This is a genomic window from Congzhengia sp. (genome assembly GCF_037235575.1).
GTDB classification, from domain to species: Bacteria; Bacillota; Clostridia; order UBA1381; family UBA9506; genus Congzhengia; species Congzhengia minquanensis.
The window spans coordinates 46720-66816 of the sequence record NZ_JAXUNN010000012.1 but is presented as its reverse complement, the minus strand read 5'-3'; the positions used below and the strand labels follow the sequence as shown (position 1 = coordinate 66816).

The following is a 20097-nucleotide window of genomic DNA, read 5'->3' as shown; positions in this document are numbered from 1 at the left end:
TTCCCCCTCTGATGTTTATATTTATAGTTTGAGTCTACCATAAATATGACGGTAAGTCAATCAGAAAGAGGGAATCTTTTTTTACATTTCGGTCCAGTCCGTAACCCAGACAACTTCGCCATAGCGTTGAATTTCAGCCGTCCGCTTATAAATTTTTTCTCCGTCAATTTTCGTTTGATATTGATTATATCCGCTGTTCTTGTGAAAGAGAAGATAAGGTGTAAAGGAGTCTCCGCTTCCTGAAACCACATAATACAACCCCGTTGTTTTAAGCTGGTCTGACGCACTCTCCGTTAAAAAAGTCTCCAGCCGTCGGCACTGGTTAATTACCGGAACAGATTCATCAAGTGTTTTCCAAGCTGTTCCATCCCAGTAAGCGATGTCTTCTCTTGCATAGGAGTCTGTTAAGGATTCCGGAAAACTTCCATTTTGAAACTCGCCCAAATAAAACGACGCTTGAAGATCGGGATATTCCACGCCAAAACTTTCTACCTCATACCAGCCATAACCTGATATACCGCCTTCGTATGAGATGCTGCCAATTTTATTGCCTCGAATATCATATGCACATACATACCTATTTTCTGGTTCAATACATTCCTCAGGAGGAGTTATTTTAAGGCTGGTCACACGTGATGTGCCGTCTACTGACTCTAAATGCAAAAGTTCATCTTCCGGCCCTGTATAAAATACAGCGTTGCTCACAATAATATAGGCGTCGCCCGGCGCCGGGCCGGCAGGGAGTTCCTCTGAATTCGGCACAATCCCTTTTATCTCAATTCCAACCATGCAGTCTGGAATTCTTGCAGCTGGTATTTTGCCGTCTGCGTTCATGAGCGTGTGGTTATAAACCTGCAGTGTCTGCTTATTGTTATTTGTTCCGCTTCCCAGCTGAATTGCGTCAATATATTTTTGTGAATAGCCCTCCATTAGCTTTACCTTTGCGTTATACCCTCCGGAAAACCCATAGCCTGCTATCGCACCATTTCCAACTGCGCCGCCGTAATCATAAGCCATTGCACTTAATCCCACAGCACCGCCAGCGTTTGTTTTTGCATTTGACCCTGCCGCTCCGCCGCCGTTTTTAGATTCTGCTTTGCTGCCTCCTGCAAATCCATCATCCGTTTTAGCACTGAAACCTACTGCCCCGCCATTTTTGGGAACTTCAACATTGTTTTCAAGCTTGGTTACTTTTGCAAGCTCGCCACCTGCAAAACCCGAACCAGAAAACGCTGCTGACCCAACCGCTCCGCCTGCTGTGGTATATGTGTTCTGGCCCACAGCGCCGCCGCTTTCCGCAGACGCCTCATCTCCGCCGATAAAACCGCCGGAAAAATTATATTTTTCCGCTTTATTGTTATCCACGCTTGTTAACTTCGTTTGCAACTCCGTTACCGCTTTCATCACTTTGCTCCAAAACCAGTTAAAAACGGAGGCAGCGGGCTTTTGCCCTCCCTTAAAGCCAGACAGCTGCAGTTCCTCTGAAGGTTCTTTGCCGTCATTGCCCCAGGCGGAAAAAATATTTTTAAAATCCATAATGAAACCTCCTTGTTAAATAGGTAAAATAATTTCGTTTTCTTCGCTGAAAAAATCACCGAAATAGCCGCCAATATCCTTGTTATCACTGTCGCCGAACCCGGATGATAAGTCTATTTCGCCTTCATTGTCCGAAAACATGAAGGTGCCGTCGAAATACACCGTTTTAATCGTAACGCAAACCGGAAACAGATGCTTAATCAATTCCACGGTTTGTTTGTTGGAAAGAATGACAGAATTCAAAACATCAAGCGGCAGCGATACAATTTCAACTGTTAGGGGCGCGGACGTCTCTTGAATGAAAATATCCGATTCCTTACAACCAAACGTGGCGGAAATCGCTCTTAAAATGCTGTTATAATCGCCGCCTGAAATGTTTCGCATAATTTTGGAACGAATCATAATTAAAAACTGTTTTTCTGTAGCAAGCCCCCTCGCCTGCCCCACCATATCGCCGTAAAGGCTTAAGGTTTTGCCGGTTGCTTTATCAATGTCTAAAATTTCTTCCGTGTCGGCAATGTCCCTGCGCAGGGACATTGCCGCCTCCTGCTCCATTGTTAAAATTTTAAAGTTGTTGCTTTCCGGTTGTTTGTTATAGCAGTCCGGCAGATTCGCCGCAAAATTGTTAAAAATGAACTGTTTCATTTTCAATTGTCACCTCAATTTCATTCGTAGTCGTGACCGCTATTGCAACCTCGCTGATTGTAATACTTTCGGCTTTATACTCAGAATCCCCCTCAGTTTTCAGCTTTAACCCAGTTACCTCCACAACGCCGTTAATAGAATGGATGTGGCCATACAGGGCAGATAACACTACGTCGTTTCCCACGCCCAGGCCGTTGATATACGTCATAATGGCGCTTTTAATTTGATTGGGTCCCTTTTCTTCAAATCTGGCGTCTGCCGCAACAGCTATTTGAACAAAAACTTTTACCTCTTCCGTTTTTGAAAATTTAATCATGTGAGGGTGCCCTCCCTGATCATAAACCGTTTTTTCTACGCCTGACGCTCCTGTTTTGCATGTTTTAATACCGACGGGAGCCTTTTCAAAAATTGTTTCGGCAATTTCCTGTTCTAATATGTCCCGTTCCGTATCTGAAAGTCCATTCCATTTCGGAACATGCACGTAACATTCAAAGGTTCTTGGCGGTCTTCCATCCACAGTTTCATCCGTTGCGTTTACAACAATTCCGGCGCTTTGCACCTTCGGCACACGCATTAAAGCAGCCCGAATGGCGTTTTCATTAGAGCTTCCCGCCCCCTCAATGGCAGCAGCAAACCGTTTTCTAAGCGCTAAGTCTGTTTCTGCATCTTCTCCATTTTTTGTAAGGCTTTTCACACCGCTTTTCACGTCTTTAACTCCCTCAATGGTGTTAACCAACTCGCTAATTTTTTCAATATTGCCAACCTCTCCCGGTTCGCTGCACTCTAACGTCACTTCGACACAAGGATCTGCTGTTTCGCCGTTTTTCGCTGTTGCTGGCGCCATAATTTCAAATTCTTTAATATTATAAAAAGTAACGTCGCCGGAACGAAGAACGAGTTTTCCCATTTCCACTTTAGTCCCCGCCGTGCCGTAAACCGTTACAGTGTGCTGTGCATAGGTCGCAGGGTTTCGGGTAATTCCTGCAAACACACACAGCCGGTCTAAGCTGTCGCCTGTGGCCGTGTTGGGAAACCGCGCATAATACACGTTTTCAATGTCTTCATAGGCCTTTGCAAGGTCATATGCGCCAATTCGAATAAATTTTCCAAACGCCGTTTTTTCATCGGTATCAATATCTGCACCAAAAAGCTCCTGCGCCTTTAAAATTTTTGCTTTCACAATGTCGTCATAGGTTGGTCTTTGATATCCATTGTTGTCTAAGCCCATGTGCTCACCCCTTCCACTTCTTTACCGCCGCCGTTTACGGCGGTAAAATGAATTACAACTTTTCTGGTTTCCTTGTCCAGCTCTGTAGAAAACTTTGTCAGTGCGAAGGAATTGTCAACCTGCAGCAGTCCCTGAAACACTTCGTTTTTCATCATTTCCTCATCCACATTTTTGCCCAGCAGATTTTTAAAGCTGATTCCTTCATTCTTTTGAAAGGCCCATTCGCCCTTGTTGGTTGCGATTACCGTCTGAACGGTTTGTGTCAGCAGGGCGTTACCGTCAATCATCCGAATTCTGCACCTCGCCGAATTATGGGCAATGCCTTCGTTGTCCAGCGCGCCCATTGCAACATCGCCGTTTTTATCCAGCTGAAACCCTTTCATTGCAACATCTCCTAATCTTTATAAAATTCCTACCACAACGCTGTCTGAAATGCTGTGGTGCCCCGCCGGCGGCGTTTTTAGGCGGCCGCGCCGCGCTTCGGTAATGTCGCGGTCCGCACAGACGCAAAACACCAAATCTCCCTCAGCAAGCGGCGTTAATACCACATGCGTCCTCTTTTCCGACTCCAAGTCGCCAACCCTGCACGTGCGCTCTTCCGTGCTGATTTTATACCTTGCGCTTGCCACCACCGGAACATCACTGACAATTGCCTGCTTTACGGCCGGCTTTCCATACTGCTTCACTACACCCAGAGGCTGAACGGCGGCGCAGGTGCCGTCAAAAGACAACACCTTTCCGATATAGGCCGTTCTTAAATTTAAAAGCTTCTCTTCAATCATTCCATTAAAAATGTTGACGCTTCCCATTAAATAACCTCCATTTCCGTAATGCTCTCACTTTCGTTAAAGATGTGCTTTCCGCTGCGCACTCTGAACTTCCCCGACACGTTTGCGCTTCTAACAGTAACAACGGCTCCGGTGGTTATTCTGTGCTGCAGAATTGACTTCATTTTAAATCCCGTTACAACGTCGTGATAGTCCTCTGCCGTAATCTCCTCTTGAAATTCCTCAGGACTGTTTAACAGTCCCGTTGAAGCCTGCACCGTGAACTGAATGTCGTCCCCCTCGGAAATATGCCGGGCGTAAATCTTTCCTTTGTTAATATACACAGATATGCCGCATACCTCCGCATATTTGCGAATATTGTCCATCAGCCCGCCGCTTACATTCACCTTGTCCTCATACGTCCAGTCCCGCCGGATTTGAAACACGGCAACCGGCAGCTTTAACATGCTTAAAAGCTCATTTAAAATAAAGCTGGCCTTCGTATTTTCGGCATATTCCAGTTCTTTCGGAAGGTCGCGCTCCTTTAAATCCTCATCGTCAATGGCGTAAACGGTGGTTATCCTGTCAACACCTTCTACTTTTGTCACAACCTTGCTGACAAACCCGGTAAAAATTACCCCCGTGTCGTTTTGATAGCCTGCTGTAATGGTTACAGGCTTGTTGTAAACAATTTCACCCCGGGTTTTTTTTGACAGGTTATAAAGGGTAATCTCTGCCTCATTTGCCTCGGTGTCGTCGTCAAAGGGCACTTCAAACTCAATATCTAACGCTTCAGAGTTCAGCTTCACCTCGCCGATTTGCACAATGGCAACCCTGCCGAACATACCCTCCGGCTGACCTTCGGTATATTCAATCTGATCCATAAGGCTTTTCACCGATTTTGCAAGGCGGGACCGTCTGCTGTCCTTCACATACTGCGGCGGTATCAGCATTTTTGATTTTCTGTTATCCAATGCGCTCACCGCCTGCATTATCAACTGTTAAAAAGACTGTTTCCCCCAGCGCCTCAAACGTTACCCGGTCGCTGTTCCCGCTCTCGTCAAAAGGGACGATGGTTACAGCAGGGTGTTTCCCTGCTGTATAAACATCGCTGAACAGCGGCATGCCATAAATAAGCGGTTCCCCCGCACATATGGTTTCGCCGCCTTTTTTCACTGCCAGCGTAAAAAAATTGTGGGTTTCATTATAGCTCACTGCAAGGTCAAACAGTTCGCCGCCAAGCAAAATGTGAAAATAATAAGGCACAAGCTCCTTTTTAATTAAAATTCTGTCTCGTTTCATTTTCTCACCTCAACCCCATTAAAATCTTTTCCCCGGCCATCAGAGAGTCGATATCACCTGGTACACTGAACGCATGGGGATTTTGCTCCATCACCCAGGCGCATTTTTCTGAAACCGAAGAAAAAAACGGCTTTAAAATTTTATAGTTTTCCGAAACTAAATTCCAAAGCTTATCGCCAAGCTTCACAATGTGATATATTTCGCCGTTTTCCCCTTGTTCCACCTGCTGTGTCCCGGCACAGCCAGCGGAATAATCCTCTGTATACGCCGGCTGTGCCACTCTCAGCTCCTTTAAGGTCATGTCGAACTCGCACCCACCCCAAACCGTGTTCGGGTGGGTGGTGGAAAAGGATTGAATTTGCAGGTTCGACTGCGCATTGCGTCCGACATATGTGATCAGCGACCCGCTCTTTTGCAGCTGCTTCAGTTTATCCAGCGCCGTGGTTGCATTTACGCGGACAATGGTGCTGTCTTCCCAGGAAACCGTATCGTCGTAGTCAACAATTTTCCCTTTCAGCGTTATTTCCACCGATTTTCTCTGTATGTGGTCTGTTATCTCGGTGCCCTCCTCTACCGGATGCTCCGTACATTCTAAGTTCATGTCAAGGCTCTCATCCTCAACAAATACATAAATACCGTTAATCAGCGCCATTGGTTACACCTCCCGCAATCTTGGATTTGTTCTTGCCATGCTGTCAAACACCTCGTCCATGGAGCTTTTTATCCAGGCTTTTACCTTTCTTGCCAAAATGCGGTCGTCGTTGGAGCCGCTGATGGTCATGTTAAACTGCGGTGCATAGGAATTATATTCCGTACTTTGAGAACGGGCAGTAACAGCTCCCGCGCCCTGCTCCGGCGAGTAGCTGCCCGTATAGGGCATAGACATGTTGCCGGCCTGCTGCGCCACGGATTGCATCTTGGGCATTTGGCTCTCCATGCCGCCGATTCCGCCTTGAATCATGTTTGCTCCCTTTTCATACCAAACCTTAGACGGAGAACTAATTTTCTGAATTTTGTCATACTCCGTATTAATTGCCTGAGCAATGGCACGGGCAGTTGCCACAGCCGCTTCTTTGCGGGCGTTCATGCCTAAAATCAGCCCGTTTATCATCTGCATACCGGTTGTTAACAAATTCACTTTTTTAAATGCCTCTAAAATCTGTGTGGCGCAATTAGTGGTGAGCAGACCAATCGCCGCGCATGCGACGCCAAAAGCCGCCGCAAACAGTGTCATCTGCACAAGTGCCGCAGATACCACCATAGTCATGGTGCCCACAGAAAACGCTAGACCTGCCGCGATAATAGACGCAAAGCTCAGCATTGCTGCAGCGGCCACTGCAGAAAGCGTTATCACGCCTGCCGCCGAAACAACTGCCAGCGCCATCATCCTGGCAGCCACCACAGCAATCAACGCTGCCATAATCATTGTAACCGTCATCAGCATGGTGAAAAATCCCATGGTCACGGAAGCTGTAAATATGGCCACACCAACAGTGCCAAGTATGGTCAGTGCAAGAAACGCGCCCATAGCCGCCTGCTGGAACATGGTAAATGCCATCACAACGTTTGTAAGGGCCAGGCTCAGGTTCATAAAACTCTGGGCCATATTTTCACCGATGGATACCTGACAGGCCAGCATTGCTTCTGTGATGGAAACCTTAATCTGAGTGAGTTTTGCAATAATTTCATCAGATGCCACCGTTATAGCCTCTTTCGCGGCCCCCAAAGCATTCTGTGCCTCTGCTGAAATGCTTTGCGCTTGCAGCGCAGGGTTTTGTGCTGTCATTCCGTTTGAAAACGTGTTAACCATGTCGGCACCCTGCTGGTAAGCGCCTCCGTTGGCACCAAAGGCAGCTACCGTGTTTCCGGAAATTTGGGTCGCCGTGTTGGCAAGCCCTGCGCCGTTCATATTCATTCCCTGACCAAAGGAGTTCGCCACATTCATCCCCTGTGTCATGCTTGCAACGGAACCCGTGCCAAGGCTGTTTGCCGCGGTGTTAGACAGTGTGCTGGCCGTGGCAGCAACATTGCCTGTCCCTGCAGACATGCCGGCAGAAAAGCTTGCGCTGTCGGAGCTTTTCTCCTTGTCGCCCTTACCAAAGATGGATTTAATGCCGTTGACAATGCCCGTTCCAATTCCTTTTATAATTTTCCCGCCCAGTTCCAGCCAGTTAATCTGCGTTAGGGCGTCCCACAAGGATTGAATAATTTGCGGAACTGCCCCCAACAGCATGGGAATTGCTTGCACAAGTCCCAGCGCAAGCTGAACCAAAAGTTCCATGCCCAGCTGAAGGATGGTTGGCAAGTTCGCCAATATACCGTTTACCAGATTTGTAATAATCTGCGGCACCATTGACACCAGGATTGGAAGCGCATTCATAATGCCCTGCACAAGTCCTAACAAAAGCTGAAGTCCCGCGATAATGAGCTGGGGTAACATGGCAACCAGCGAATTAAGCATTCCCATAACCGCATCCATAATGGCTGGGATTAAGGTCGGAGCAGCCATTGCCAGCCCCTGCACCAACGCTATAATGAGCTGAAGGCCCACTGTTATCAGTTGGGGCAGCATTGCCAAAAGGCCCTGAACCGCCTGGTTTAAAGCCGAAATAAGGGCCGTTAAAATGCTTGGCCCCTGTGAGCTTAAAACGTTCAGCAGGCTGGAAAAAACATTTAGCAGTGAGTCGATAATCACCGGCAAAATTTGCGGCAATGTTTGCGCTATGGTTGAAAATATTGTGGGGAACGAGGATGAAATATCCTGGGCAATGGCCGGAATCTGAGTTTGAATGAGTCCCGCAATATTGCCAAACGCCTCTGGCATGGCACTTAAATAACCCTCCAGCCCGCCGGATTCAAATGCGCTGTTTAAACCACCCATAACGGATTGAATGTCCGGCACAAGCCCTTGAGTAAAGCCCGCCGTAACCGGAGCCGGCAGTTTACTGAAACCGGTTTTCACCAAATTAAACGCTTTTTTTGCGCCGTTTACTCCGCCGCCAATAAAGCTTCCAACCGTTTTTAATCCTCCCGCCACTTTTGTAAAGCTGGTTTTTGCCGCATTTTTAAGCGACGTTCCAAATATTTTGGCCTTTTGCACCCCTTCTGTCAAACGTGTTTTAACCGTTTGAACACCTTTTCCGACTCGGACAACACTCACTTTTCCGGCATTTTTCAGTATATTGGTAAATCCCTTTGCCCCTGTTTCGCCTTCTGACAGCGTACCTTTTACTGTTTTTAAATTATTCGTCAGATTTGAAAAATTGCGTGTTGCCACTGTTTGAAACGCACCGGCCACAACTGCACTTTGAAGCTGAACCGCAACGAGCTTGTCCTTAATCATTTCAATGGGATCTGCTCTTAAGGTCTGCATTGATTTTTGAAACGAAGCCAACGCGCTTTTTGCACCACTGGTTTTTGAATCAAATTCCTGCATGTCGAACAACAGTCCATACATGGCCTGCTGGCCGCCCCGAAGTGAAGTAATGCCTGTTGCCAGTTCCTTTGTTCCGGCCGCCGCAACAGATGCCTTTTTGCCCAAATCGTCTAAAACAGCAGACGCATTTAAGGAATTAACAGATGCCTTTAGTGTGTCAATGTCGCTTAAGATTTGAGAAAACGGATTTTTCCCTACTTCAAAGCTTATTTTATAAATTTCTTCATGTGTTTCTTTTGCCAAATTCCCACCTCCTCTTTTTGGTGGTTAATGTTTCTTTTTACTTTGTCTTTTCATTTGGTCATTTACAATATCAAGTGCAATATTCGCTTCATAAACCTCCTGGGGCGTCATGTGATGAAAAACGTAGTCGTGGGTAAAGCTCGACATGTCGTTAAAAATCAGCCGCCAGCAGGCCCAGTTATTCCTTACTTGCTTTTGTATTTGACTTTTGCTCTTTCTTTTCTCGAAAATTGCCCTGCATTACCTCACGGGCAAACGTGATTACCTCGTTAAATTCATCCATGCTGTCAAAGTCGTCGGGGGTTAGCCCCTTGGGGTCAACAATCACATGATCAAAAAGATATTTGGAAAGCTTTTCGACGCTTGTATTGTTTGTTCCCTCAATGTAGCTGTCGTCCACCGCCTTTAATGCCGCGGAAATGCCGTTAAACTGTGCGGTATATTCCTTGCCGTTAATTTTCTTTTTTGCTGTATAAAAATTTACCATTATTCTCCTCCTATAAAATGACAGGGGGGCGTTTTCATTCGGCCCCCTGCCCCTGCTCCCGGTTTTATTCCTCTCCGCCTTCTTCTGTGCCGCTTTCAGGCATATCGTTTGCACCGCTTGTGCTTTCAATGTAACCGTCAAAAACCATAAAAGCAAATTCCAAATCCTCGGCTTCCGCGCCCAGGGAAAACTCCGGTGCTTCTGAAACGTTAGCCATAGAACCGCCCAGACGAACTCCTAAAGCCTTGTTAATTACCGACACAGGGAACGCCTCGCTTTGGTTCTGAAGGTTGATTAAATGTCCCAGTTGTGGGCTTGTGGGCTGAACCGCAATCGTCAGGGTGTAAAGCGAGTTATTAATTTCGCTTTTCACAACATCGCCCTGGGCCCCAACAACCGGCTCAAAAAACGCCTCTTCCTTTTCCCATGTTATCATATCTTCGCCCAGTCCAGTGATATTTACGCCGTTAATCGTAACAATACATTCTTTTGCATTATATGTTGTAATATTTGCCATTTTAGTAACCTCCTTAAATTATATAACCTTTGATTTTTGTGCTATTATGTTCATTAAACAATAATGTCGCCCTGAATTTCCGCTTCGTGGACAGCTCCTGCCAATATGAATTTAAACCAGCCGTAAGGATATTTCCTTGCTTTTCTGTCCGCATCCGTGGTCTGGCTTCTCAATGCAAAAGAAGCTGCATAGGCCGGTGTGCCGTCATCGTTTGTGGCAATCATGCCGTTGTTATAGCCCATTCTAAGAGCTTCAACCGTAGCGCTTTCCAGCATGGCAATTCCGGTATTGTCATAAGGAATCTTTGCAGAATTATTGAACAGTTTCTGTGTCTTGTAAGCAATGTTTTTGATAATGAAATCTCCGCTGTCGACAATATCGATATATTCACCATTGGTTGTTTTGCCCTCCGATGTCACATTATCCCCTGCTTTTGTTACAAAGGTAATGCCGCCGGCTGTGTGAATGGCATCAATTTTCGTGTCGCTAATCTCCATGGGAGGAATGCCGGTTAAAATCAAATTCTTATAGGTAAAGCTTCCGGCAGGTCTGCCAGCTGTTTCGCCAATTAGCGCTGCTGCAGCCAGCGGGTTTGTGTGAACAAAACCAACGATCCGTTCTAAGTCTTCGAAATTTTTTAATTCAGATTCGTTTGCAACAGATGTAAAACACAGCTTGTCTTTCATGGAAACTGCCTTTGTGTCACCGTCCACAATCATGAACTGTCTCCAACCCTTTTCTGCAATGGCTTCCAGTTTCTCTTTCAATGTTTCACCCTGCGCCAGGGTAAACTGCACAACACCAATTTTGTCCGGTGCATTTGTTTGCATAAATATCAGCTCTGCTGCCTTATAGGTGTTTGTTGTTGTCGCAAATTTGTCTTTTACTTCTGCAAGTGTTCTGCATTCTGTAAATTCAATTGCCGTTTCTCCTGTGCTGACAATCAGCGGAAACTCTGTTCCCGCATTTCCCAAAGGTTTTTTTAAATTAATTGTTACTTTTACATCAAGTCCCATTTTTGTGACCTCCTAATTTTTAAAATTCAATTTGTGTTATTGAAACTAAAACTGATTTCGGCGAAAGGATATGCCGCCAATTTCTGCTTCTTCAATATAGCCGGTTTCTTCTATGGCAGACTGAACCTCGTTCAAAAACCAAAACACAACGTCAAAGCTATACTGAAATTCCTCTGTGTTTCCCTCAGCGCCGTCTGCGCTAACAATCTCTGATACCGAAAGCACCGTAACGCCATTGTCGCTCAAATATACCGTGCCCAAATGATCCAGCCAGTTACGGGCTTTAACAGCAAGCGCCGCAGCTTCGTCAATGTCATCTGACCGCAAGGTAACGGTCCAGGTCTGCGTGGCAGGTTTTCTGTCATACCCGTCGTCAAACTGCTCCCATGCCCCGCCCTTATCTTCCAACAAGCTGGGAATGGAATAGGAACAGTAGGGATATGCTGTTTGTTCTCCTGTCTGATTGTTTCTTACCACAGGGATTTCCAAATAGCTTGAAAGCCCCTGCACCACTGTTTCTTTCAAAGCGCTTAAGCCGCTCATAATATCGCCTGCCTTTCTGCTTTCCTTTGTAGTTTTAAATCCGTTTAGAATTTGTCTGCTTTCCTTATAGAAAAGCTAAAGAATGCCTCCGTTTAGAAGGTATAAAAAATAAGCCTGTTTAACGACTGTTGCTTAAAGTCAAAAAGATGCAATACACGGTTAGAAGTATACTGGCCCAAGCCGTTCCTGTTTTTCATCTTTCATTACAGCTTACACTATAGCACAGATATAACCGCAACTACAAGAAAGTAGTACAAATATTTCAAAAAACAAATTAAAAACCGCTTAACCCTATTGGTTAAGCGGTTTCTTCGTGGTGATCCATCGGAGATTCGAACTCCGGACACCTTGATTAAAAGTCAAGTGCTCTGCCAACTGAGCTAATGGATCATTATGAAATTATGTAAAAAATTTGGCTGGGCTGGCAGGACTCGAACCTACGAAATGCCAGAATCAAAATCTAGTGCCTTACCACTTGGCTACAGCCCAATAAAAAGATTGGCTGGGATGGCAGGACTCGAACCTACGAAATGCCGGAATCAGAATCCGGTGCCTTACCAACTTGGCGACATCCCAATCCACTACTCGGATTTAACTTGTCCGAATATATAAATATTTATACGGAGCTGCTAAAAATAATGGGGTGGATAATCGGAGTCGAACCGACGACCTCTAGAGCCACAATCTAGCGCTCTAACCAACTGAGCTATATCCACCAGACAAGCGGCTTTACGTGGCGCGCCTGAAGAGATTCGAACTCCTGACCCACTGCTTAGAAGGCAGTTGCTCTATCCAACTGAGCTACAGGCGCATCATTTGGTGGAGCGGGTGATGGGAATCGAACCCACACGACCAGCTTGGAAGGCTGGGATTCTAGCCATTGAACTACACCCGCATTTCCTTTCGTTTACCGACCTTGACTATTATACCAACAAAACAATTCGTTGTCAAGTACTTTTTTAAATTTTTCCAAAAAAACTTCACATATTGCAATTTTCGCCAATTGATGGTATACTAAAAGAAAACAGCTTTAGTATATGGAATATATCTTGTTTTTATGAATATAGTTTATTGTACAGGCTAATCAATTACATTACGTTATGAGGGACGGACTATGCAGAAAAAAATTATTTACTTATGTTTTGTAATCGCAATTTTTATCACCATGAACTTTCATGCCATTGCAGGCAGCAATTCAAAGAACAACAGCTTTGTTGATATTGATGCAAACTTTTCATGGGCTGAAGAAGCCATTGATGAATTGGTAAAACGCGGCGTGCTTTCCGGAATGGACGGCAAAACCTTTGCACCCTCCTCCGCTGTCACAAAAGAGCAGTTTGCAAAAATGCTTGTTTTGGCGCTGGATATTGAACTCATTGAGAGCGCCGACACCGGATTCAGCGACGTAGCGGGCGACCGGTGGTCTGCCAATTATATCAACACAGCGAAAAACTATTTGGCGGACGACAGCTTTGGTTCGGGCAGCTTTAACCCGGAGGAAAACTACACCCGCGAAAAATGTGCTTATGCAGTTTCAATGGCTTTGGGAATCGGTTCCGATGAAAAAAACCTTTTGGATAAAAATATCATTTCCTCAAACTTTACCGACGGAGGTGACATTACCGCCAGTCTCACAACACCAGTGGCCATTGCCGCAGAACGCGGAATTGTAAAAGGCTCAGACAAATTGCTCCGCCCCAAGGGCGACGTAACCAGGGCAGAGGCCGCAGTAATTTTATACCGTGCAATCAACTATAAAGACCGCAACTCCCAGGACCTATATATCACCCAAACGCCAATTGTGGGTGAAAGCAAAGTGTCTTTGGAACAGGCGAAAAAGTGGGCGCAAAACAGCGGGGCCCATGAACGGTTCATTGAAATTGCAGACTACTACTGGAAATATGGCGAAATCACCGGCATGCGGCCGGAGGTTTTGTATGGACAAGCCGCCAAAGAAACTGCCTTTGGTAAATATACCGGGCAGGTAAAACCCGAACAGAACAACTGGGCGGGTATTAAAATAAAAAATGCAACGGGAGACAAACCGGAAGACCACGAAACCTTTGCCACCCCGGAGGACGGCGTGCGGGCCCATTTTAACCACATGTCCCAGTATGTCGGCTTAGCGCCTGTAGGCGAGCCTCACGACCGCTATTATGTTTTAAACTCAATGGCATGGCGCGGCACGGTGAAAAACGTGGAACAGCTTGGCGGCAAATGGGCACCCGACGTGACCTATGGTTACAGCATTGTGGTAAATCTTCTGCGCCCCATGGAAAATACAAAATAAAAAACAAAAAGCAAGGGATACAGTTTATACAAAACTGTATCCCTGTTTTTTTCAAAAACTTAAATATGCCTTTAATTAAATTATAATTATGTTTTATTTTTTTGAATTAGAATTGTTTTATAATTCATTTGACATCCCATGCACTCTCCCTGCGGCTCTTTCACCGTAAGTTTTCTTTCATCATCGTGCCATAAAAGCTCCTGCGTACAAAATACTCCCTTTTCATAATTGTAATTATCGCCTTCATCCTGATACAAGACAAACCTTCCGTCTGCCCCCGCGTAGGTATGCAGCTCTATCTGATTGTTTTGAATTTCATTTGTGCTTTGATAATTAACCCCCGTCATAGGAATTATACTGCCGCCGGCTACAAACAGTGGAATAACATCAATTGGTGTATCATAATCAATAAAAATTCCGCCTTCATAGGACGTATTTGTCCAAAAATCATACCACACCTTACCTTTTGGTAAATAAATTCTTCGGCTCTTACAGTTGGGCTTTGTCACCGGACAAACCATAAAACAGTTGCCAAACATATATTGATCGTCTATCCCACACGCCGTTTTGTCCTCGGAAAAATCGAATGCCAGCAGCCGCAAAATTGTATAGTTTTCAAACGTTACCTTTGCAGACAAGGAATAAATATAAGGCAACAGGCGATACCTGAGGCGAATAAATTTTAAAATCGTATCGTAATAAATGCTTCCGGCTTCTCCAAAAAACCAAGGTTCCCGCTCCGTATCCGTTCCATGACTTCTGAATATTGGCAAAAACGTGCCAAGTTGCAGCCAGCGGACGTATAACTCTCTGTAATTGTCGTCAAGGTTTCCATTTTCATAATCCCCGTTCCATTGCCAAACCTCTCCGTTTTTGACAAAAAACGCACCAATGTCTAACGTCCAATACGGAATTCCGCTTGCACACATGCCAAGTCCTGCGGCAATTTGCTTTTTAAGTGTATTCCAATTGGCAGAAATATCGCCGGACCAAATTATTGTAGAATACCGCTGCTGGCCGCTGTAAACCGCTCTCGTTAAATTTACAACACGTTTTTTTTCGGTGTTCTTTCGCTGGTTCTCATAAATGCCTTTTGCGTGCTGAAATGGATATAAGTTTGTTAAACAGTCGTTTCCCAGCTGCTTATACGCCGCAACCGACTGTGCATACTCCACAGAAGAGGGCAAACGCCAATGTCCTCTCCATTCGGGAGTGAGCGGCTCGCTGGAATCGCACCACCATGCATCCACACCATACTGAAAATATCCCTCGTTCGCCTGCTTCCAGTAAAGTGCCCTTGCATTCTCATCAAACGCGTTATAAAGATTTGTGCCTTTTATCATATATCCATGCTCGCTTAGCTCCCGCAAATCATCACCGGCATTTAGCGACGGCCAAATTGAAATCATAAAGTGAACATTTAAATTATGCAACGCATCTGTCATTCCTTGTGGGTCCGGAAACCTTGTTTTGTCAAAGGACTTCTGGCCCCACAGGCCTTTTTCCCAGGATTTCCAGTCCATAATGATTGTATCAATCGGAATGTTTCTCTTTCTAAATTCTTTTACAACTGTAAGAATTTCGTTCTGCGTTTCATATGCTTCTCTTGACTGCATATATCCGAACGCCCATTTTGGGAGCATGGGCGCGCTGCCTGTTAACCTTCTGTAGCCGTCAATGATTTTGTCAAATTGCTTCCCATATATAAAATAGTAATCTAACTCCTCAGCCGTTTCGCAGTAAAGATACGCTTCTTCCTTACTGTCATGAAAAATCATGTGTGAATACACATCTACCAACATTCCGTATCCGTTTGTGGAAAGAAAAAAAGGCATGGGATTTTTTAAATTTGCCTGATATAAATATACCGTATTTCCCCTTAAATTTAAAATCCCGTTTTCCTGCTGTCCCAGCCCATAGAGAAATTCCTCCTCGCCGAACATAAAGTCAAGCTTCGCGTGATACGCGGTTCCCGAATATTCGGTCTTTCCGCCGGCAGCAATTATTTTTTCTCCGTCAGGCGTCTTAATCCGTTTCACTTCCGTCTCCTCCGCAACGGGCATATACACATCATATTCCTCTAAGTGCTTTCCTCCCCTTTCCGGCTCCTTTAAAAGCAAATTTTCCCATTGGTCGTAATAGAAAAACCGGGATGTCTGCTTTTGAATTGTCAGTTTAATTTCCCCAGTCTTGAGCACAAATTCGTTTTCAGTTTCTTCCATTACAAGCGGGACAGTTTGGTTTAAGACAACGGCATAACTGTTGCCTTTTAAAAATTTTTCTTTTTTTGTATAGCGTATCCTTAATATATTTTCTGCTGCAGCCGTTACCGCAATGTTTCCGTTTTCCGTGTTGAACAGAATTTCGTTTTCTTTTTGTTGAACCTTTTGTATTTTACATAGCTTTAATGGCGGCGTTTGAAGCATTGCTTTTCCTCCTTTTCATATTTTAAGCTTTTCCATTTTCCATTATAGCAGATACTGATCGAAAATGCTTGCAGTATATTGTACTTTTATGATATAATATTGCTATATACTTAAACAAAAATAAATAATAAGTCATATTTATAGTACTATATTGCTTGGATGTGAATAGAATGAATATCAATTTAAAACAGCTGGAAAAGGCGGAACGTAAAAACAAACACTTTCCCCTCTATCTTTACCCACTCCCATGCACCGGCGGAAAAAGCGTGTTTTTGTCCCACTGGCACACGGAATTTGAAATAATTTCGGCAAATTGCGAGGGCACAGCGGAGTTTGACAACACGCAGATACGGTTTTCTCCCGGCGATCTGCTTTTTGTGAACAAAGAGGTGCTGCACCGTGTAGATGCTGATTCAGATGGAATGATAACTGCCGTTGTCTTTGATTTTCCGTTTTTGGACTTTCGCGCAAGCGACATCTGCCAAATTGAGTTTATAGAAAAATTAAAATCAAAAAACCTGATATTCCCGCAAATCATACGCAAAAAGGACAGCTGTTATTCAAAACTTTATGAAATTATCTCCGGTATTATATTTTATTTTCACAGCAATATCCCTGGAAAGGAGCTAAAAATAAAATCCCTTTTTTACGATCTCATTTTTGTCTGTTTCTCAGAAAATGTGTTAACCATCCCTCCTAAACCGATTTCGCCAAGCGTAAAAGATACGCAAATGGAATATATTAAGGCAGCGCTGCTCTTTATCGAGACAGGCTACAGCAGACAAATCAGCCTGTCAGACATTGCAGCTCATGTGAATTTAAGTAAATTTCATTTTATCAAGCTGTTTAAGGAATTTACTGATACTACTCCGGTAGAATTTCTCAAAAATGTAAGACTTGAAAATTCGAAACCGCTTCTTTTGTCCGGCCTGTCTGTAACCGAAACCGCGCTGAGATGCGGATTTCACAGCATCGGCTATTACATTCGTTCCTTTAAGGAACAATTTGGTGTCACACCGAAAGAATTTCAAAAAAATCCGCAGACGGAAGCATATAAAACAAGCCTGCCGTAATTTCTCCGGCAGGCTTGTTTTATATGCATTGTTTTAATGTAAATTTGCTTTCACGGCCCGATCCATGCTGCGCTTTGCGTCACGCTCAGCGATGGCCTCCCGCTTGTCATAAGACTTTTTGCCTCGGGCAAGGCCCAATTCCACTTTTACCTTACTGCCCAGAAAATAAACCGACAGCGGAATGAGAGAATATCCCTTTTCTTTCGTTTTCCCAATCAGGCGCATAATCTCTTTTTTGTGAAGCAGCAGCCGCCTGTCCCTTAATGGGTCGCGGTTAAAAATGTTGCCCTGCTCATAAGGGCTGATGTGCATACCGATTAAAATAGCCTCACCGGTGCGAAGCGACACATAACTGTCCTTTAAATTTACGGTTCCGGCACGAACAGATTTCACCTCCGTGCCAAACAGTTCAATGCCGGCCTCCATTTTTTCATCAATAAAATAGTCGTGAAACGCCTTTTTGTTGCTGCTGATGAGTTTCTTTGATTTATGTTCCATGAAACTCCCCCTTTTTATCTTAGTCCTGTCAAAAATATACCGCCCTTGTCCGGGCGGTATACCGTTTTATTTTTAATCTACTTCAATTAAACCATAATCGCCTTTTTTCCGGCGGTAAACCACGTTGGCCTCTCCCGTTTCGCCATTGGTAAAAATAAAGAAGTTGTGGCCAATGAGTTCCATCTGCAAAACCGCTTCCTCCGGTGTCATGGGCTTGCTCTCAATTTTTTTCGACCTTACGATTTTAATGTCACCCTCAGGCTCTGTAGAATTTTCAGGATAGTCTAAAATCTTATCAAACGCTACGTTTTCAACATATTCCTTCTTCATTTTCTTTTCAAGCCTGGTTTTATTTCTGCGGAGTTGGCGCTCTAAAATGTCTACTGCATTGTCGATTGACGTATACATGTCCGTGGTGGTTTCCTCCACCCTGAGCATAAGGCTGCCGGAATGAATTGTGGCTTCCACAACCTGGTCTTCACGCTGCACACTAAGCGTCACAAACGCCTCCGTGTCCTTGTAAAAATACCTGTCGAGTTTGGAAAACCGGTCTTCCACTCTTGCCTTTAAGGCGTCTGTCAATCCGATTTGCTTTCCTGTAATTGTGATTTTCATTACCATCCACTCCTTTTTGATTTTTTGCTTACCGCAGCAAAAAACACGGCAGCGGTAAAAACACGATTTACTCGTGCTTCTTTAGTATAAATATCCACTTCAGGTTCCATTCATTCCTAAATCTGAAACAGATATTATATCTACACCTTTGTGCACTTTCTACAAGCAGATTGTAAATTATTTAACTATTCATACTAAAACTTTCCCTGTTGTTTGATTTTATTATACCACATTATTGAAAAAATTCAACGTATTTTTTACTGGATTAACAAATATTTAATCTTTTGGCCTCATATACTGAATTAGTTTATAGCGGGGGGTATTCTATTTGAAAAAATTAAGTATTCTTTTTGCATTTCTGCTGTGTTTTTCTTTTTCACAGCCAACCGTTTCGGCTCTGTCTGTTTCGGCCCAATATGCCTGTGTGTTAGACGCGCAGACAGGCCGTGTCATATTCGAAAAAAATGCCCGGGAGCGCCACTCCATGGCCAGCACCACAAAAATTATGACCGCTTTGGTCGCACTGGAAAACAGCGGTCTGGACGATTTGGTTACCGTGAGCAAAAACGCCGCCGGAACGGAGGGAACAAGCCTCTACTTAAAAGCCGGTGACAAGGTAACCCTGCGGGATTTGCTCTATGGGCTCATGCTCCAGTCCGGAAACGACGCAGCCATTGCCATTGCCGAGCACGTGGCAGGCTCGGTTGATGAGTTTGCCGCATTAATGACCGCACGCGCCAAAACAATCGGCGCGAAAAATACCAGCTTTAAAAATCCAAATGGGCTGGACGAAGACGGCCACTACACCACGGCCTATGATTTGGCCTTAATCACCCGGGAGGCATTAAAAAACGAAACCTTCGCAGAAATTGTGGCAACAAAATCGAAAACCATTCGCGACGGCACGCAAACCATAACCAACCACAATAAAATGCTGAACATGTATCAAGGCTGTGTCGGCGTGAAAACAGGATTTACGAAAAAGACGGGACGGTGTCTGGTTTCCTCTGCCAAGCGGGACGGAAAACAGGTGGTGGCGGTAACGTTAAACGCACCGGACGACTGGAACGACCACACCAACATGCTTAACTTCGCCTTTGAAAACACCGTGTGCTTTCCCTTAATTGCCGCTGGAATGACAGTGAACTCCGTCACAGTGAAAAACGGCACAAGCCAGTCTTTAGAGCTTACCGCCGAACGGGACTTTTACCTTTCAGAAAGCCCCGACACAAAATTTAAAAACGCACGCCTTACCTGCAAACTGCCAGACTCTATCACAGCGCCGGTAACAAAAGGCGAGGTCATCGGCGCTGTGGAAATTTATTATCAGGATACGCTTTTAGACACCATCAATTTAATTGCCGCGGCGGATGTTGGCTTTAAAGAAGCAGAAAAAGACGATTTGTTTCTAAAATATTTTAAAAAATTACTGCTTTCTGGTTGCGTCAAGGTAAAATTTGGTGTATAATGAAATT

19 protein-coding genes and 6 tRNA genes are annotated in these 20097 nt (G+C 44.7%); 3 read left to right on the top strand and 22 right to left on the bottom strand.

Annotation, left to right across the window (positions count from 1 at the left end):
* Window positions 1-81: 81 nt before the first annotated feature.
* The 19 genes from WIG73_RS02230 to WIG73_RS02140 all read right to left on the bottom strand — a co-directional run bounded on the left by WIG73_RS02230 (window position 82) and on the right by WIG73_RS02140 (window position 12615).
* Complete coding sequence (locus tag WIG73_RS02230) at window positions 82-1536, bottom strand: hypothetical protein (protein ID WP_337399107.1); 1455 nt, start codon at window positions 1534-1536, stop codon at window positions 82-84.
* A 15-nt stretch (window positions 1537-1551) separates the two neighbouring features.
* The gene (locus WIG73_RS02225; RefSeq protein ID WP_337399106.1) at window positions 1552-2181 is read right to left on the bottom strand and encodes a hypothetical protein; all 630 of its coding nucleotides are present in this window, start codon (window positions 2179-2181) and stop codon (window positions 1552-1554) included.
* Window positions 2162-3409, bottom strand: a complete 1248-nt coding sequence (locus WIG73_RS02220; RefSeq protein ID WP_337399105.1) for a baseplate J/gp47 family protein — start codon at window positions 3407-3409, stop codon at window positions 2162-2164. Before WIG73_RS02220 ends, WIG73_RS02225 begins: the two co-directional genes overlap by 20 nt.
* A complete protein-coding gene (locus WIG73_RS02215) occupies window positions 3400-3792 on the bottom strand; it encodes a hypothetical protein (protein WP_337399103.1) in 393 nt (130 codons plus the stop codon). The genes WIG73_RS02220 and WIG73_RS02215 overlap by 10 nt, the downstream gene beginning before the upstream one ends.
* 18 nt (window positions 3793-3810) lie before the next feature.
* Window positions 3811-4218 carry a hypothetical protein gene (locus WIG73_RS02210; RefSeq protein ID WP_177680073.1) on the bottom strand — a complete coding sequence of 136 codons (408 nt, stop codon included), beginning with the start codon at window positions 4216-4218 and terminating at the stop codon, window positions 3811-3813.
* Window positions 4218-5150: a hypothetical protein gene (locus WIG73_RS02205; RefSeq protein ID WP_337399102.1), complete on the bottom strand. Its 933-nt coding sequence runs from the start codon at window positions 5148-5150 to the stop codon at window positions 4218-4220. Before WIG73_RS02205 ends, WIG73_RS02210 begins: the two co-directional genes overlap by 1 nt.
* Entirely contained in the window at window positions 5143-5478 is a 336-nt protein-coding gene (locus WIG73_RS02200) for a hypothetical protein (RefSeq protein WP_337399100.1), read from the bottom strand. Before WIG73_RS02200 ends, WIG73_RS02205 begins: the two co-directional genes overlap by 8 nt.
* 4 nt (window positions 5479-5482) lie before the next feature.
* Window positions 5483-6130: a phage baseplate protein gene (locus WIG73_RS02195; protein ID WP_177680076.1), complete on the bottom strand. Its 648-nt coding sequence runs from the start codon at window positions 6128-6130 to the stop codon at window positions 5483-5485.
* 3 nt (window positions 6131-6133) lie between these two features.
* Window positions 6134-9157 carry a hypothetical protein gene (locus WIG73_RS02190; protein WP_337399097.1) on the bottom strand — a complete coding sequence of 1008 codons (3024 nt, stop codon included), beginning with the start codon at window positions 9155-9157 and terminating at the stop codon, window positions 6134-6136.
* Window positions 9158-9335: 178 nt separating this feature from the next.
* Window positions 9336-9644, bottom strand: a complete 309-nt coding sequence (locus WIG73_RS02185; RefSeq protein ID WP_337399096.1) for a hypothetical protein — start codon at window positions 9642-9644, stop codon at window positions 9336-9338.
* 64 nt (window positions 9645-9708) lie between these two features.
* Window positions 9709-10161, bottom strand: a complete 453-nt coding sequence (locus WIG73_RS02180) for a hypothetical protein (protein ID WP_249313822.1) — start codon at window positions 10159-10161, stop codon at window positions 9709-9711.
* Between the two features lie 53 nt (window positions 10162-10214).
* Complete coding sequence (locus WIG73_RS02175) at window positions 10215-11177, bottom strand: DUF3383 family protein (protein ID WP_337399095.1); 963 nt, start codon at window positions 11175-11177, stop codon at window positions 10215-10217.
* A 45-nt stretch (window positions 11178-11222) separates the two neighbouring features.
* Entirely contained in the window at window positions 11223-11720 is a 498-nt protein-coding gene (locus tag WIG73_RS02170; RefSeq protein ID WP_337399094.1) for a hypothetical protein, read from the bottom strand.
* 314 nt (window positions 11721-12034) lie between these two features.
* Window positions 12035-12110: transfer RNA gene (locus WIG73_RS02165), tRNA-Lys, on the bottom strand.
* Window positions 12111-12133: 23 nt separating this feature from the next.
* Window positions 12134-12209 (bottom strand) — tRNA-Gln (locus WIG73_RS02160).
* A gap of 10 nt (window positions 12210-12219) precedes the next feature.
* A tRNA-Gln gene (locus tag WIG73_RS02155) sits at window positions 12220-12296 on the bottom strand.
* A 63-nt stretch (window positions 12297-12359) separates the two neighbouring features.
* A tRNA-His gene (locus WIG73_RS02150) sits at window positions 12360-12436 on the bottom strand.
* Window positions 12437-12454: 18 nt separating this feature from the next.
* Window positions 12455-12531: transfer RNA gene (locus tag WIG73_RS02145), tRNA-Arg, on the bottom strand.
* A gap of 9 nt (window positions 12532-12540) precedes the next feature.
* Window positions 12541-12615 (bottom strand) — tRNA-Gly (locus WIG73_RS02140).
* Window positions 12616-12834: 219 nt separating this feature from the next.
* Between WIG73_RS02140 and WIG73_RS02135 the strand changes: the two genes are divergently transcribed.
* Complete coding sequence (locus WIG73_RS02135) at window positions 12835-14010, top strand: S-layer homology domain-containing protein (RefSeq protein WP_337399093.1); 1176 nt, start codon at window positions 12835-12837, stop codon at window positions 14008-14010.
* An 86-nt stretch (window positions 14011-14096) separates the two neighbouring features.
* Here WIG73_RS02135 and WIG73_RS02130 read toward each other — a convergent pair whose 3' ends face one another.
* Entirely contained in the window at window positions 14097-16436 is a 2340-nt protein-coding gene (locus tag WIG73_RS02130; protein WP_337399092.1) for a glycoside hydrolase family 31 protein, read from the bottom strand.
* Between the two features lie 170 nt (window positions 16437-16606).
* Between WIG73_RS02130 and WIG73_RS02125 the strand changes: the two genes are divergently transcribed.
* Window positions 16607-17509 (top strand): AraC family transcriptional regulator, encoded by a 903-nt coding sequence (locus WIG73_RS02125; RefSeq protein ID WP_337399091.1) that lies wholly within the window; start codon window positions 16607-16609, stop codon window positions 17507-17509.
* A gap of 33 nt (window positions 17510-17542) precedes the next feature.
* Here WIG73_RS02125 and smpB read toward each other — a convergent pair whose 3' ends face one another.
* Both smpB and raiA read right to left on the bottom strand, forming a co-directional pair.
* Window positions 17543-18007, bottom strand: coding sequence for an SsrA-binding protein SmpB (smpB, locus tag WIG73_RS02120; RefSeq protein WP_337399090.1), 465 nt, complete (start codon window positions 18005-18007; stop codon window positions 17543-17545).
* Window positions 18008-18079: 72 nt separating this feature from the next.
* Window positions 18080-18622: a ribosome-associated translation inhibitor RaiA gene (gene raiA, locus WIG73_RS02115; protein ID WP_249313828.1), complete on the bottom strand. Its 543-nt coding sequence runs from the start codon at window positions 18620-18622 to the stop codon at window positions 18080-18082.
* A 328-nt stretch (window positions 18623-18950) separates the two neighbouring features.
* Here raiA and WIG73_RS02110 point away from each other — a divergent pair, with 328 nt between their 5' ends.
* Window positions 18951-20090 (top strand): D-alanyl-D-alanine carboxypeptidase family protein, encoded by a 1140-nt coding sequence (locus WIG73_RS02110; protein ID WP_337399089.1) that lies wholly within the window; start codon window positions 18951-18953, stop codon window positions 20088-20090.
* Window positions 20091-20097: the final 7 nt, after the last annotated feature.